This window comes from Aminobacter sp. P4_D5 (genome assembly GCF_056401815.1).
The window spans coordinates 1-14,348 of sequence record NZ_JBFUIP010000146.1; the positions used below are offsets into that span (position 1 = coordinate 1).

The window sequence follows — 14,348 nt, forward strand, 5'->3', positions numbered from 1 at the left end:
GTTTTTTGTATTCTGGGCCGGCCGGTCAAGGAAGTTAGATCGAGCACCGCCGGCGCATGCAAAGGGTGCATTTTTTCACGTTGCTTGGAACACTAGATTGAAGCCGGCGTTGTTAGTACGCAGCGTTCCCGATGCGCACACATCTAGGCTGCTGCAAAGACGGCCCGTTTAGGCTAATCGCCTGAGCGGGCCGTTTGCATTGCGTGGGGGGCGGTTGGCGAGGATGGCCGACGCTACACTCAGGTACACCCTGGCACGCTTCAAAATGGGGCCTGTCGGCTGGCGGGCTGGCAGGCCTTTAATTTTGGATGTGCCGGTGGCAGAATTGTTAGCGCGCGGCACTGCTGTCTGGTGGCACGGGCCAGAGCTGAGCAGGAACGGCCTGTCGAACCTTGCTCGGCAGGCCGTTTTCGTTATTAGCGCGTCGCGCCTGGCGGGCTCCGGGCTGGCTGGCGTCTGGCGAGGCCGGGATGCCGATGCCTTGAGAGGCTGCGTCAGCCAGAGACAGGCGTCTCGCAACTGTGTAACGTACATGCAGGCGATATCCGCCTCAGATCGGCTTCACCTCCAATGTTCCATCCCATCGCGAATGTCGAAGACGCTCAGACGTTGGCGCAGGCTATCGTCAATACGATCCCCGAGCCATTTCTCGTGCTTGACGAACAGTTCCTTGTGCTGGCGGCCAGTCGCTCTTTCTACCAGACATTCAAGGTCGATCCCGAACAGACACGGGGGGCGTTGCTCTTTGCCCTCGGTGATGGTCAGTGGGACATTCCCGCACTTCGTCTGCTCCTAGAAACAATCATCCCTGAGAAGACCGCGATGGATGGTTTCGAGGTGGCTTACGATTTCCCCAACGTGGGCCACCGCACGATGTTGCTCAATGCTCGAAAGGTCATCTACGACCACAGCAATGCCATCACCATCTTGCTCGCCTTCACCGACATAACGGCCCGCCGCGTGATCGAGTGCGARAARGAAGAGCTTCTGGGCCGAACCGAAGATCTGCTTCGCCAGAAGGATGTGYTKCTTCGCGAAATGGAGCACAGGGTTGCCAACAGCCTGCAGATCATCGCCAGCATATTGCTGATAAAGGCCCGCTCGGTCACCTCTGAGGAAACACGCCAGCATCTGAAGGACGCGCACCAGCGGGTTATGTCGGTTGCCGAGGTTCAGCGGCATCTTCACGCCTCGACCGGGCTAGATGAGATTGAAGTGGGTTCCTACCTGTCGAAGCTTTGCAACAGCTTGGCCGCTTCGATGATTGGAGAAGACCACGCCATTGCCGTGAACGTAGTCACCGAAGGCGGCAGGATCGACTCCCAGAAGGCTGTAAGCTTGGGGTTAATCGTCACCGAACTCGTTCTCAATGCCATCAAATACGCCTTTCCGAAAAAGAGACCCAGCGCAACTATTCAGGTGACCTACGAGACCGATGGCGACGATTGGAAGCTGACTGTCTCGGACAACGGCGTTGGAAAACCTGCAAGCAATGCGCCAAATGCGGGCTTGGGAACGGCAATTGTGGAAGCGCTTGTGAAACAGCTTGAGGCTCGAATGGATGTCATTACTGGGACATCCGGAACAGTCGTGTCGATCACAAGGGCGACGTTCACGTCTCGGCTTCCCAAAGCGGCATAAACCCGCTGGTGTTCAGCCAGCCGCCAAATTCCGGGTGTCTCTTCCGGGACGCAATGTCTGGAATGAATGGGTTGGGGACCTTCGCCTGAGCGGAACAGCGGGTTTGCTCTTGCCATAAGCATTCAAACCCAATCACTGGGCACCGCGCAGTTGAAGGATCAACTCGGCAAGCTGCCTGTTGTCCGGCTGAAGGCGGGCAAGATCTTCAGCCAGCGTCAGTGTTTCAGGATAGCGGCGGAGCTTGAGCTTCGGCGACAGCTACGCCCTCAACGGCACGGCAGGGTTCCGCGTGAAATGGTAGGGCAAGCGGCAGCTAGCCGCACCATCCGCTTTGTCCCCATTGCGGCCCTCTTGCCAACATTTCACACAGCAGTGCCTGATCTATAGATTGATTGAACGAAACTGGCTTGACGTGCGATAAGTCGTTCGCTATTTGTTCCGCATCATGATCAAGTTGCTGAACCACCTCATACGCTGACCGTGCCGCCTACTGCCAAAGGGCAGGGGCCGTTTCAGGTTTGCGTGTTGAGATGGACAGATGATCGCCCAGCCAAAATTTGTTGAAGACCACCTAGCGACTGCGCGCGCTCAGGCCGCCAATTGCAGATTTCATCCAACTGGAACGGTTCGTTGCAACGGCGTCTCGCTGTTTCGGAGCGAATTCGCCCGCGACCTCGGCTGCTTGTTGGATTTGGATCCTGCAGTCCTGTCTTGGTCGTGCCTGCCCATGGCTTTGGTGGTCGCAACTGAGGTTCATGTTCCTGACTTCCTGGTTGAACGGAATGATGGGCGCTGGGTCCAAGATGCCGTCTCCAGGTCTGACAGGACACGCCCTTCCTGGATTGACGATGCGGCCTGTGCCGAAGGGCTGAAATATAGTTGTTCTACCGTCGATGAGATTTACTCAGGCTTTCGTCTAGTGAATGCTCGCGACCTCCTGCGCTACGCTCGCTGGCATTGTCCCTTGGGTGACCGAGTTCGACTGCTTGCTGCCTTGGAAGACCAAGGATCCATGACGTTTGCTGAATGTCTGCCTGCCTTTCAAGAAACGCGGCCGACAGCAGGTCTTGCTTCGCTGATCCTGCACCGTTTCGTCGAAGCCGACCTGGACGATGCCAGGATTGGCCCTGAGACCATAGTCAGGCGCTGCCGCTCCTAATCCCTCCCTAAAAAAACTCAGTGCCAGGCTTGCAAGCTAAAAGCGTGCTCATCGACGAGGTGCGACATGCCGCACATGCGGAAGTTCCAACACAAACTGGCCAGATCCACGATGCTGTTTCTCGCATATTGCGGGATCGCTAAGGCCCTTCGGCAACAGCATAGTTTCCGTCGCGGCCTGCCTGCTGTCATCTGCGTGGTCTTGCCGGAAGATGCTGACATCGAAGTGTACGAGAGTGCCGCCTACTACGTGCTCTGCGGCGGCACGCCCCGCTTGGCAGGGGATGACCAGGCCGTTGTGATTCATCGAAAGGGTCCTTGGTCGAAGCCCATGTATGACCACCTGATGGCGACTGTCCGTGACAAGTCACAACTGCTCATCCTGACGGAAACAGTGGATTCTCTCCCGAGCGGGTTTGCTGCGGTAGCCGACGCTGTGGTCCAAGTGTCCCAGCCGTCACCAAAACACATCCTCGCGGCCTGCAAGCTCTGTCTGAACCAGGAGGTCACTGAAAATCAGGCTGAATTCGTCGCCTCCTTTCCCCTGACAATCATCGGGACGGCACTTCGCCGAGGTAGACCAATTGCGACATCGATTGAGCGTATGAAGCTCGCCGTCGTGCCAAAAATGGAAGCCAAAGACACCGCGACTCCGACCTTGGGGGACCTTCACGGGCTCGGAGAGGCTGGGGAATGGGGAAGGGAACTCGCTATCGATCTTGCGGATTGGCAGGCAGGCAAGATCCAGTGGAGTGACGTCGACCGAGGTATTCTGCTGAGCGGGCCGCCTGGAACCGGAAAAACGACGTTCGCAGCTGCCTTGGCACGCACTTGTGGTGTTTACCTTGCCTTGGGTTCGATCGCGCGTTGGCAGGCCAAAGGCCATCTTGGCGATATGCTGAAAGCAATGCGGAAGACTTTTGACGATGCGAAGGCGAATGCGCCTAGCATTGTTTTCCTCGATGAGATCGACGCGATCGGTGATCGAGAAAGGTTTTCGGGCCACGGTCGTCAATACGCCACCGAAGTCGTATCGGCGTTGCTCGAATGTCTAGACGGTTCAGAGGGTCGAGAAGGCGTGGTTGTGGTGGGTGCTTGCAATCACCCGACGCTGATTGACATGGCTTTGACGCGTCCAAGGCGTTTCGACCGTCAACGTCGAGGTCGGGACAAATCGATCTACATTTTGCAGACAAATTGGTTTCCGATAGGACAAACCCCGTTACTTTTTACAGTTGCACTACCCGAGCTCTACTTGCGCTCCTGGGTCGGACCAGGTGATTTGGCGTTCCGAGACCTAACCAAAAACCCGAGCACCGGCACCACTTAGGCACTCGGGCTATCGATATGCTCGGGGGCAAACCGATCTACCTGTCACGGACAGATTGGTTTCCGCTGGGACAAACCTCGTTACTTTTTACACGTAAGACGACTCCAGAGTTTGCCTAGAGTACCAGGATTTTGAGAATGACCGAGAACGAGATCGACGCTGTAAAAGGCGCGCTAGCCGGAGTTCTTGACGGCTACCGCCAGAAGCATTCCGTGCTAAATCAATGCTTTCGCACGTCCCATCGTTTGGCTGAACAGGTTCAGAGAGCGATAGTTGACGTGCTTCCCCACTATGAAGGAAGCGAGATTGCCGTCGATATAGGAAACCTATACCAGGACGGCAAGCTCTTGCTCGATCAAGAATTGTGCGAGCACTACTCAGTAAACTTGCCACCAAGGGGTACAGTTGGGCGTATCGGTCCAGAAGAGTATCATGCGTGGCTTTGGTTCGCCGGAAGCATTATTGATATGACATTCCTTTATAGCATGGCAGCATTGATGAATAATCGCGACTTCGATCCTGAGATTCTATTTGTATCCAGAAATCGCGAGATGGTGCCGTTCAAGTTGGCATTTGAGTATGTGCCATATCGCCGATGGAGCGTTGCAGAAATTAGAGCGAGAGGCCACTCTTAGGCAGGCTTTGTCGCCTGCGCATTTTCGCGAAGACCTCTTCACGAAGCTTGTCGAACCGCTCGTCTCGGAAGTCGCATCCTTCTTGCAGGCTAGCTGAGATTCCTTCCGGCCCGTGGAGGTTGCGATCGTCTCGACGTGGTTCGGTTCCTTTGTGCTGGGGATACATGTCCATGTTTGCGCTTACCTCCTCGAATTAGGCTGTCCTGGGTTCGAGCTATTTGCAAGCGCCGGTAACCGACTTCGTTGCCCAAACGGACATGAATTCGAATGGACATAGAGTAGGACGAACACCCTGTCGAACATGCGCCGGTGGAGACGCTCATAGGCCAGTTCGGCCGGGTGATCATCGACGCGTCAAATGGCAAAGGCCTGAACTTTGTTCCGGGCCTATGCCATTTATGGGGGAGCCGACTTCGAGTGTCGGTTGAGCCATCTACCTTGACGCGGAGCAAGATACGGTGACGCGACAGGTCCTGGGTCAGGTCGGGGATGAAAACGGCGGCTAGCTGGTTGACCTCAAGTGGCTCGTAGAGGGCAATCAGCCTGCTGCCCCTATGCGGACGGCAAGGAACCCCTCTAACGGAAAAGACCTGCCTTTGGGGCAGGCCTTCTCGTGATTGGAGGCAATCTTTGGTGTTTTCTGACCAAACTATGGTTCCGCTGACAGGTGGTGCTGCTTAGTCCCCTCAGCTGCAGCCGCTTGTACTTCCACACGTGTCGCACTTCTCGCAGGTGCCGTTGCGCACCATGGTGAAGTTCTGGCACTCCGCGCAGGAATTGCCGGTGTAGCCTTGCAGCATCGACTTGGCGCGACGGTCGGCGGCGAGCTTCTTGGCATCTGCCGCTTCCTGGGCGGCGGCGTCGGTGAACAGTGACGTGGTGACCGACGTTTCCTCAGTGGTCTCCTCGATCGTGATCTCTTCGACCAGTTCCTTGGCCCGCTCCTCATAGTCGCGCTTGTAGGCGGTCGATTCTTCCACCGAGATCGCGGTCTTGAGCGACAGCACGTTGGAACCGGAGAAGGCGGTGACCGGCGTGACACGCGCCGGGCTTGCGGCACCGGCTCCTGCCGAACCCTTGGGATCGTTGCCGGTGACGCCGGAGACGACCTTGAGCGGGGAGGCGCCGCGGGTCAGGCCCTTGGAGAAGGGCAGGGCCTTGCCTTCATTGATGCCTTTGCCGAGCGCGGTCTTGTCGAAATCCGACTGGTCGACATGGGCGAGGTCGTGGCGGCTGAGATAGCTGACGGCGAGTTCGCGGAAGACATAGTCGAGGATCGAGGTGGCGTTCTTGATGGCATCGTTGCCGATGACCATGCCGGCCGGCTCGAACTTGGTGAAGGTGAAGGCCTCGACATATTCGTCGAGCGGCACGCCGTACTGCAAGCCAAGCGAGATCGAGATGGCGAAGTTGTTCATCATCGCACGGAAGGCAGCCCCTTCCTTGTGCATGTCGATGAAGATCTCGCCGAGACGGCCATCATCGAACTCGCCGGTGCGCAGATAGACCTTGTGACCGCCGACGACGGCCTTCTGGGTGTAGCCCTTGCGGCGGTTCGGCAGCTTTTCGCGCTCGCGGTAGAGGCGTTCGATGACACGCTCGACGATCTTTTCGGTGACCTGCACTGCCTTGGCGGCGGCGGGGGCGGCGATCAGCGCCTCGACGGCGTCGTCTTCATCCTCGTCCCCATCTGATATCAGCGAGGCATTGAGCGGCTGCGACAGCTTGGAGCCGTCGCGGTAGAGCGCATTCGCCTTGAGCGCCAGCTTCCACGACAGCATGTAGGCGCTCTTGCAGTCCTCGACCGTCGCCTCATTGGGCATGTTGATGGTCTTGGAGATGGCACCCGAGATGAAGGGCTGGGCTGCCGCCATCATGCGGATGTGGCTTTCGACGCTGAGGTAGCGCTTGCCGATCTTGCCGCACGGATTGGCGCAATCGAACACGGCCAGGTGCTCGTCCTTGAGGAAGGGCGCGCCTTCCAGCGTCATCGCACCGCAGACATGGATGTTGGCGGCTTCGATCTCGCGCCTGGAGAAGCCGATCGCCGGCAGTATCTCGAACGAGAAATCGTTGAGCTGCGCGTCGGTGAGGCCGAGCACGTCCTTGCAGAAGTCTTCGCCGAGCGTCCACTTGTTGAAGACGAACTTGATGTCGAAGGCGCTCTTGAGGGCTGCGTTCAGCGTCTCGATCTTCTCGTCGGTGAAGCCCTTCGACTTCAGCGAGCCGGGGTTGACGCTAGGGGCCTGGTTGAGGTTGCCGTGGCCGACGGCATAAGCCTCGATCTCGGCGATCTGGGCCTCGGTGTAGCCAAGCGTGCGCAGTGCTTCAGGCACGGCGCGGTTGATGATCTTGAAGTAGCCGCCGCCGGCGAGCTTCTTGAACTTCACCAGCGCGAAGTCGGGCTCAATGCCGGTGGTGTCGCAATCCATGACCAGGCCGATCGTGCCGGTCGGCGCGATCACGGTTGCCTGGGCGTTGCGGTAGCCGTGCTTCTCGCCGAGCTCGATGGCGCGGTCCCAGGCAGCGCGGGCGTGCGTCACCAGTTCGGGCTGCTTGAGGTCGGAAGCGACCAGCGGCACCGGATGGACCGACAGCTTTTCGTAGCCATCCTTGTTGCCATAGGCGGCACGGCGGTGGTTGCGCATGACGCGCAGCATGTTGTCGGCATTGCGGTCGTAATCGGCGAAGGCGCCGAGTTCGGAGGCCATCTCGGCCGAGGTGGCATAAGCCACGCCGGTCATGATCGCAGTCAGCGCGCCGCCGATGGCGCGGCCTTCGTCGGAGTCATAAGGAATGCCCGAGGTCATCAGCAGGCCGCCGATATTGGCGTAGCCGAGGCCAAGCGTGCGGTATTCGTAGGAGAGCTTGGCGATTTCCTTGGACGGGAACTGCGCCATCATCACCGAGATTTCGAGCACGATCGTCCACAGGCGCACGGTGTGCTCGTAGGCCGCGATGTCGATGGTGCCGTCGGTGTTGCGGTAGGGCAGAAGGTTGATCGACGCCAGGTTGCAGGCGGTGTCGTCGAGGAACATGTATTCCGAGCACGGGTTCGACGCACGGATGGCGCCCGCCGACGCGCAGGTGTGCCAGTCGTTCATCGTGGTGTTGAAGTGCAAGCCCGGATCAGCCGACGCCCAGGCGGCGTAGCCGATCTTTTCCCACAGGTCGCGGGCCTTGAGCGTCTTCATGACCTTGCCGTCCTTGCGGGCGGTCAGGTGCCAGTCGCTGTCCTTCTCGACCGCCTGGAGGAAATCATCCTTCAGTGAGACGGAATTGTTGGAGTTCTGGCCCGAGACGGTGAGGTAGGCTTCCGAATCCCAATCGGTGTCGTAGGTCTTGAAATCGATCGAGGTGTAGCCCTGCTTGGCGAACTGGATGACGCGGTAGATGTAGTTCTCCGGCACCGAATTCTTCTTGGCTGCCTTGATCTCGCGCTTGAGCGCGGTGTTGATCAGCGGATCGAAGCAGTCGTCGTCATGGCCTTCGCAGTTGACGCAGGCGGCCATGATCTTGGCGAGGTGCTGCTTGACGATCTTGGAGCCGGTGACCAGCGCCGCCACCTTCTGCTCTTCCTTCACCTTCCAGTCGATATAGGCCTCGATATCGGGGTGGTCGGCGTCGACAACGACCATCTTGGCCGCACGGCGTGTGGTGCCGCCCGACTTGATGGCGCCGGCCGCGCGGTCACCGATCTTGAGGAAGCTCATCAGGCCCGACGACTTGCCGCCGCCCGAAAGCTTTTCGCCTTCGCCGCGCAGATGCGAGAAGTTGGAGCCGGTGCCCGAGCCATATTTGAACAGGCGCGCTTCACGCACCCACAGATCCATGATGCCGCCCTCGTTGACGAGATCGTCGGCGACCGACTGGATGAAGCAGGCATGCGGCTGGGGGTGTTCGTAAGACGACTTCGACTTGGTCAGCTTGCCGGTGAAGGGGTCGACATAAAAATGGCCCTGGCCGGGACCGTCGATGCCATAGGCCCAGTGCAGGCCGGTGTTGAACCACTGCGGCGAGTTCGGCGCGACGCGCTGGGTGGCCAGCATGTAGGACAGCTCGTCCTTGAAGGCACGGGCGTCGTCTTCAGACTTGAAGTAACCGCCCTTCCAGCCCCAGTAGGTCCAGGTGCCGGCGAGACGGTCAAAGACCTGACGGGCGTCGATCTCGGAGCCGTAGCGCTCGTTTTCGGGCAGCTTGGCGAGTTCGACTTCGTCGGCGACCGAGCGCCACAGGAAGGAGGGGATGTCGTTTTCTTCGACCTTCTTCAGCCGGGCGGGCACGCCGGCCTTGCGGAAATACTTCTGCGCCAGGATGTCGGCGGCAACCTGGGAGAACTGCGCGGGCACATCGATGTTGTCGAGCCGGAAGACCACCGAGCCGTCCGGATTCTTGATCTCGGAAAGCGCCTTGCGGAATTCGATCTCCGCATAGGCCGATTGTCCATCCTTGGTGAAACGCCGCTCGATGCGCATCGGTCGATTTCCTTTTGTCTATATATAGCGTCTTTCGCGGGAAATTTCCCGCTGCTTGTACGAAAGGCGCAATCCCGCTTGATCCGGCCGCGTCAACGGCCGATTGCCCTATCCCGCACAGTCGCTGCCTGACCTGGAAGGCTCCTTTCGGAGTCTGCTCCCGCCAGCCTGCGGACCGTTGCGGGTCCTTGAAACTGAAACTTTGGTTGCGATTCCCTCATGGAGGGCTACTCACACTATCTAGCGATCAGGCTGCTCGCAAACACTAAATATAGTGTTAACAGAAGATTTCCGCCAGTCCCACATTTTTATCATCCAACCCCTTGGACATCAGGAAACCGCACCTTCGGCGCCCCGCAGGGCGGAGGGAAATGCGAGCAGATACGCACAAAATCTGGGAAAAAGACCGGGCTCTTAACAACCTGGCCGCACACTCAACAAGCGCGCCTGAGTCATAAAAGGCGACTCGGCATCCAACGTCAAGGAGTCGTTCTTATAGATTTAATGACCCCAACATCTTGTGTGTCACTTATGTGGATAACGGGGAGAACCTGCTTCGCGAACAAAGCCGGCGCAACAACGGCAAGGCCCCAAAATGCCGGCCGCAAACTGCCTGGCAGCGGCGCCCGATACCGCTTAGGCTGCGAATTTTTGCTGGGCTGCGCCGAAAGACGAGATCAGCCGGCAAAGATCGGGCTCGTTGACCATGCGCGAGGCCTCGCTGGGCGAGACCCACTTGCGCGTGCGCTGGCGCCGCTCCTTCCACTTCTCGGCGACCTTGCGCACTTCAAGCGGAAAGACGAGCACCTCGCAGGCAACCTGTTCGCCGCTGGAAAGTTCCTTCAGATAGAAATAACGCCCGGCCTCGTGAGTGTCGACCGAGCCGCTGAGGCCGGCTTCCTCGCTCGCTTCGCGCGCCGCTGTCTCGCACAGCCGTTCGGCTGTTTCCGGCCAGCCCTTGGGTAAAACCCAGCGGCCGGTGTCGCGGCTGGTGATGAGCATGATCTCGATACCGGTGGAGGTTCGGTGCCAGGGGAGGGCGGCGACCTGGAGCCTGCAGGCGGGTGCGCCGAACAGTCGGCGAATCCGCTCGACCAGGTGGTTGTGATAGACAGGTTTCATCAGCATCGGCAGCCCTACCCAAATTGTAGAATCATGCGCCGTGTCACAAATTGTACGGTTAATTCTCCGTAACAAAAGTAAATAGACTCCTAATGAAAACACCCGGCGAACAAGGCCGGGCGTTGAAACGTTCGAGCAGCTTCGGCTGACGACCTTGCGGGTCAGCCCTTGTGGTCGTCGGCGATCGGCTTCTGGTAGGTGAAGCCGAGATCCCAGGGGAAATAGATCCAGGTATCCTGCGACACTTCGGTGACGAAGGTGTCGACAAGCGGCCGGCCCTTGGGCTTGGCGTAGACGGTGGCGAAATGCGCCTTGGGCATCATCGCCCGGACGATGGCCGCCGTCTTGCCGGTATCGGTCAGGTCGTCGACGATCAGAACGTTTTCGCCWTCGCCTTCGAGCAGGGAGGGCGTGATTTCCTTGAGCACCTGCAACTGACCCTGCGAGGTGTAGTCATGGTAGGACGCGATGCAGATCGTTTCGATCAGGCGGATGCCGAGTTCGCGCGAGATGATGGCCGCCGGCACAAGGCCACCGCGGGTGATGCAGACGATCGCCTTCCACTGCGGGTTGACACCGGCAAGACGCCAGGCGAGCGCACGCGCATCGCGGTGGAACTGGTCCCAGGATACGGGAAAGGCTTTTTCGGGAAGGGACATGTGACGCAGCACTCCGGCTCGGCGCGCCACATGGCGCGGAAATAGGGGAATGCAGGCGGAATTAGCCGGAAAGCCCCGTCCTTGGCAAGGGCGGGGCGCCGAGTTTCGTGGGCTTGCTCAACGAGACAGCAAGATTGCCACGTCGCCGGCCTGCAGGACGTTGCGCGTGACACCGCCAAACAGGAACTCGCGCAGCCACGAATGGCTGTAGGCGCCCATCACCAGAAGGTCGGCGCCGGTTTCCACCACCTTGTTGTGAATGACCGCGTCGACCGTGTGCCCACGGGATTCTTCAACGCTGACCGAAACCTTGGCTCCATGGCGGGCGAAGGCCGCTGCAATTTCTGCTCCGGCGGTTTCCATGCTGAGTGCTGCCGTCTCGACGGGGTCGATGACGAGGATCTCGGTCGAATCCGCCTCGAGGATGAAGGGCAAAGCGTCGAAGGCGGCTCGTGCGGCCTCGCGGCTGCCGTTCCAGGCAATCAGGATGTTGCTGAAGGTCGAGATCAGCGGCGCCGAATGGGGTACCACCAGCACCGGCCGACCGGCTTCGTAGATCAGGGAGTCGATGTCTGCTGCGATCGAATCCTTGGCGTCGGGCGAGGCCTGGGCGACAATCACAAGATCAGCGCAGCGCGCGCTTTCGACGCCTGATAGGGCGCTGTCACCGGAAAAGCTCTCAAAACTGCGCCATTCGAACGACACGCCGGATGTTTCGATGCGGCCGAGGAAGGATTTTTGCACCTTTTCGGCGCGCTCCTTGCACAGCTCGGCATTGGCCTGGATGAACTCGGTGTCGGGGAAGCCGACAGCCGTGGTGTAGGGCATGGCAAGCGCTTCGGCATGCACGCCGATCAGGTGGCTTTCATGCCGCTCGGCAAAAGGGATCGCCACATCAAGCACGCGGGCGACATCGCGCTCGCTCTGGATGATGGCAACGATTGTCTTGAACGGCATGGCACCCTCCTTTGCGCGAGCTGAAATGCGCTCAGCAAAGAAACACTATCATGCCCATACTTGTTCCAATGTGACTTGGATCAATTGGTTCGCGTGTTTGGGATCACGCCGTTTTTGCTATGTCGGCAAGCATCGCCTCGATGGCAACGCGTGCGGCGTCCATGGCTTCCCTGGAGCGCGAACGGACGACAAGCTCGGTCCAGAACTTGCCGTCGAGATATTTCGGATAGGAGCCGATGATCGTGTCGGGATGCGCTTTCTGGATCTCGCCGAGCGGCCCGCCGATGGTGCCTTCGCCGTAAGGGCATTGCACGGTCGTCGACAAAAGCCTGGTGCCGGTTTTCAGCGTCGGCATGACGTTGTCGAGCATCGCCTGGAAGATCGAGGGCACTCCGGCCATGACATGGACGTTGCCAATGCGAAAGCCGGGCGCTACAGACACCGGGTTTTCAATGAGGTCAGCACCGTGCGGCATACGTGCCATGCGCTTGCGCGCCTCGGAGAACTCCATGCCGCGCGAGGCGTAGTTGRCCTCCAGCATGGCATAGGCGCGGGTGTCGTATTCGCAGGGCACGCCGAACGCCTTGGAAATCGAGTCTGCGGTGATGTCGTCATGCGTCGGGCCGATGCCGCCGGTGGTGAAGACATAGTCGTAGCGCGCGCGAACGGCGTTGACCGCAGCGGCGATCTCGTCCTCGTCGTCGGGCACGATACGCACTTCTCTGAGGTCGATGCCCACGGCCGTCATCATCTCGGCGAGGTGGCCGATGTTTTTGTCCTTGGTACGGCCAGACAGGATCTCGTCGCCGATGACGACCATTGCTGCGGTGACGATGTCGGCCATGTTGAAAGCTCCATTGTGGGCCCTCGTCAGATAGCGCCGGCAGCGCAAGCGAGCAATAGTCGCCATTCTGTGAACGATGCGTCACGCATTGGACCGCTTTCATTGAACGGGCTTTGCATTACATCTCTCCCCAGACGCCGACCCAAGATGGCGCCGCGAGATTTCCCGAGTTTTGGAGTGATGAAATGGCTAAGATTCTTGTTCTCTACTATTCGAGCTGGGGCCACATGGAGCAGATGGCGAAAGCCGCTGCCGAAGGCGCACGTGCTGGTGGCGCCGAGGTGACCCTCAAGCGCGTTCCCGAACTGGTGCCCGAGGGTGTCGCCAAGGCTGCCTATTACAAGCTCGACCAGGAAGCGCCGATCGCTGATCCGCTCGAACTGGCCGACTATGACGGCATCATCATCGGCACCGCCACCCGCTACGGCACCATGGCTTCGCAGATGAAAAACTTCCTCGACCAGACCGGTCCGCTCTGGGCCAAGGGCGCTTTGCTCGACAAGGTCGGCTCGGTGATGGTTTCGACCGCAACCCAGCATGGCGGCGCTGAACTGGCGCTGATCAATGCCCAGATCCACCTGCAGCACCACGGCATGGTGATCGTGCCGCTGTCCTACGCCTACCAGGGCCAGATGGGCAATGACGTGGTCCGTGGCGGTGCGCCTTACGGCATGACCACCACGTCTGATGGCGACGGCTCGCGCCAGCCTTCGGCACAGGAGCTCGAAGGCGCCCACTTCCAGGGCAAGCGCGTGGCGGAGATCGCCATCCGCCTGCATGGCAAGGGCTCGAACGCTGTGAAGGAAGTTGCCTAACAGCCTTCAAGTAAAGTGATTTTTGTGAACGGGCGGCCTCAAGGTCGCCCGTTTTGCATTGTGCTGGGGTTGTCGCGGTGACCTTGACGACTAAGCTGACGGCCATCGTTTGAAGGAGAGCTTTTTGGCGACGGTCGGTTCGGTTCTGGTTTGGCTCGGCGGCTTTTTGGTGCTCGCGACAGCCTTCGTCGTCGGCTATTTCGTGCTGGCGACCAGCCGCATTGCCAAAGAGGCCGAACGCGCCGTGCCGGCTTCGGGCAAATTTCTCGAATTTGGCCGCCACCGCATCCACTATGTCGAGCAAGGGCGGGGCAGGCCGATCCTGTTCATCCATGGGCTCGGCGGGCAGTTGCACCACTTCCGCGGTACGCTGTTTTCGCAGCTGGACGGCGATTTCAGGCTGGTAGCACTTGACCGGCCGGGTTCGGGCTATTCGGCGCGACCGTCGGATTTCGCCGGCAGCCTGAGCGAGCAAGCCGAACTGGTATTGCGCTTCACCGAGAAGCTGGGGCTGCAAAAGCCGCTGGTCGTCGGCCATTCGCTCGGCGGCGCGGTGGCGCTGACGCTGGCGCTCGAACATCCCGAAGCCGTTTCCGGGCTGGTCCTGCTGTCGCCGCTGACCCATCTTGAAGATGAGTTGCGGCCGGAGTTCAGGTCGCTCTATGTTCGCTCGCCCCTGCTGCGCCATCTCATGGCACAGACGGTGTGGGTG

11 protein-coding genes are annotated in these 14,348 nt (G+C 59.4%); 6 read left to right on the top strand and 5 right to left on the bottom strand.

The window, feature by feature from the left end:
• The first annotated feature begins 570 nt into the window (after positions 1 to 570).
• The 4 genes from AC1DWF_RS24050 (at position 571) to AC1DWF_RS24065 (ending at position 4,764) form a co-directional block, all read left to right on the top strand.
• The gene (locus tag AC1DWF_RS24050; protein ID WP_476842131.1) at positions 571 to 1,641 is read left to right on the top strand and encodes a sensor histidine kinase; all 1,071 of its coding nucleotides are present in this window, start codon (positions 571 to 573) and stop codon (positions 1,639 to 1,641) included.
• Positions 1,642 to 2,179: 538 nt separating this feature from the next.
• A complete protein-coding gene (locus AC1DWF_RS24055; protein ID WP_476784548.1) occupies positions 2,180 to 2,800 on the top strand; it encodes a hypothetical protein in 621 nt (206 codons plus the stop codon).
• Between the two features lie 66 nt (positions 2,801 to 2,866).
• Positions 2,867 to 4,129 carry an ATP-binding protein gene (locus AC1DWF_RS24060; protein ID WP_476784547.1) on the top strand — a complete coding sequence of 421 codons (1,263 nt, stop codon included), beginning with the start codon at positions 2,867 to 2,869 and terminating at the stop codon, positions 4,127 to 4,129.
• 137 nt (positions 4,130 to 4,266) lie between these two features.
• Entirely contained in the window at positions 4,267 to 4,764 is a 498-nt protein-coding gene (locus AC1DWF_RS24065) for a hypothetical protein (RefSeq protein ID WP_476784546.1), read from the top strand.
• Between the two features lie 686 nt (positions 4,765 to 5,450).
• On the opposite strand, the gene AC1DWF_RS24070 is transcribed toward AC1DWF_RS24065, so the two are convergent.
• From AC1DWF_RS24070 to AC1DWF_RS24090, 5 genes are all read right to left on the bottom strand, one after another.
• On the bottom strand, positions 5,451 to 9,239 hold the full coding sequence (locus tag AC1DWF_RS24070) for a vitamin B12-dependent ribonucleotide reductase (RefSeq protein WP_476842132.1): 3,789 nt from the start codon (positions 9,237 to 9,239) through the stop codon (positions 5,451 to 5,453).
• 636 nt (positions 9,240 to 9,875) lie between these two features.
• Positions 9,876 to 10,367, bottom strand: coding sequence for an NUDIX hydrolase (locus AC1DWF_RS24075; RefSeq protein ID WP_476789683.1), 492 nt, complete (start codon positions 10,365 to 10,367; stop codon positions 9,876 to 9,878).
• A 155-nt stretch (positions 10,368 to 10,522) separates the two neighbouring features.
• Entirely contained in the window at positions 10,523 to 11,020 is a 498-nt protein-coding gene (gene gpt / locus AC1DWF_RS24080; RefSeq protein ID WP_476842133.1) for a xanthine phosphoribosyltransferase, read from the bottom strand.
• 117 nt (positions 11,021 to 11,137) lie between these two features.
• Entirely contained in the window at positions 11,138 to 11,977 is an 840-nt protein-coding gene (locus tag AC1DWF_RS24085; protein WP_476787006.1) for a universal stress protein, read from the bottom strand.
• A 103-nt stretch (positions 11,978 to 12,080) separates the two neighbouring features.
• Positions 12,081 to 12,821, bottom strand: coding sequence for a competence/damage-inducible protein A (locus AC1DWF_RS24090; RefSeq protein ID WP_476842134.1), 741 nt, complete (start codon positions 12,819 to 12,821; stop codon positions 12,081 to 12,083).
• Between the two features lie 185 nt (positions 12,822 to 13,006).
• On the opposite strand from AC1DWF_RS24090, the gene wrbA reads away from it, so the two are divergent.
• The gene (gene wrbA / locus AC1DWF_RS24095) at positions 13,007 to 13,636 is read left to right on the top strand and encodes an NAD(P)H:quinone oxidoreductase type IV (RefSeq protein WP_280223391.1); all 630 of its coding nucleotides are present in this window, start codon (positions 13,007 to 13,009) and stop codon (positions 13,634 to 13,636) included.
• Between the two features lie 124 nt (positions 13,637 to 13,760).
• On the top strand, positions 13,761 to 14,348 hold a 588-nt coding region (locus AC1DWF_RS24100; RefSeq protein ID WP_476842135.1), incomplete at its 3' end, for an alpha/beta fold hydrolase.

What these genes read in the sequence shown, in the direction of transcription:
- AC1DWF_RS24065 (WP_476784546.1), top strand. Translation starts at nt 4,267, where the DNA reads ATGACCGAGAACGAGATCGACGCTGTAAAAGGCGCGCTAGCCGGAGTT.
- AC1DWF_RS24070 (WP_476842132.1), bottom strand. Translation starts at nt 9,239, where the DNA reads ATGCGCATCGAGCGGCGTTTCACCAAGGATGGACAATCGGCCTATGCG.
- wrbA (WP_280223391.1), top strand. Translation starts at nt 13,007, where the DNA reads ATGGCTAAGATTCTTGTTCTCTACTATTCGAGCTGGGGCCACATGGAG.
- AC1DWF_RS24075 (WP_476789683.1), bottom strand. Translation starts at nt 10,367, where the DNA reads ATGCTGATGAAACCTGTCTATCACAACCACCTGGTCGAGCGGATTCGC.
- AC1DWF_RS24085 (WP_476787006.1), bottom strand. Translation starts at nt 11,977, where the DNA reads ATGCCGTTCAAGACAATCGTTGCCATCATCCAGAGCGAGCGCGATGTC.
- AC1DWF_RS24055 (WP_476784548.1), top strand. Translation starts at nt 2,180, where the DNA reads ATGATCGCCCAGCCAAAATTTGTTGAAGACCACCTAGCGACTGCGCGC.
- AC1DWF_RS24060 (WP_476784547.1), top strand. Translation starts at nt 2,867, where the DNA reads ATGCCGCACATGCGGAAGTTCCAACACAAACTGGCCAGATCCACGATG.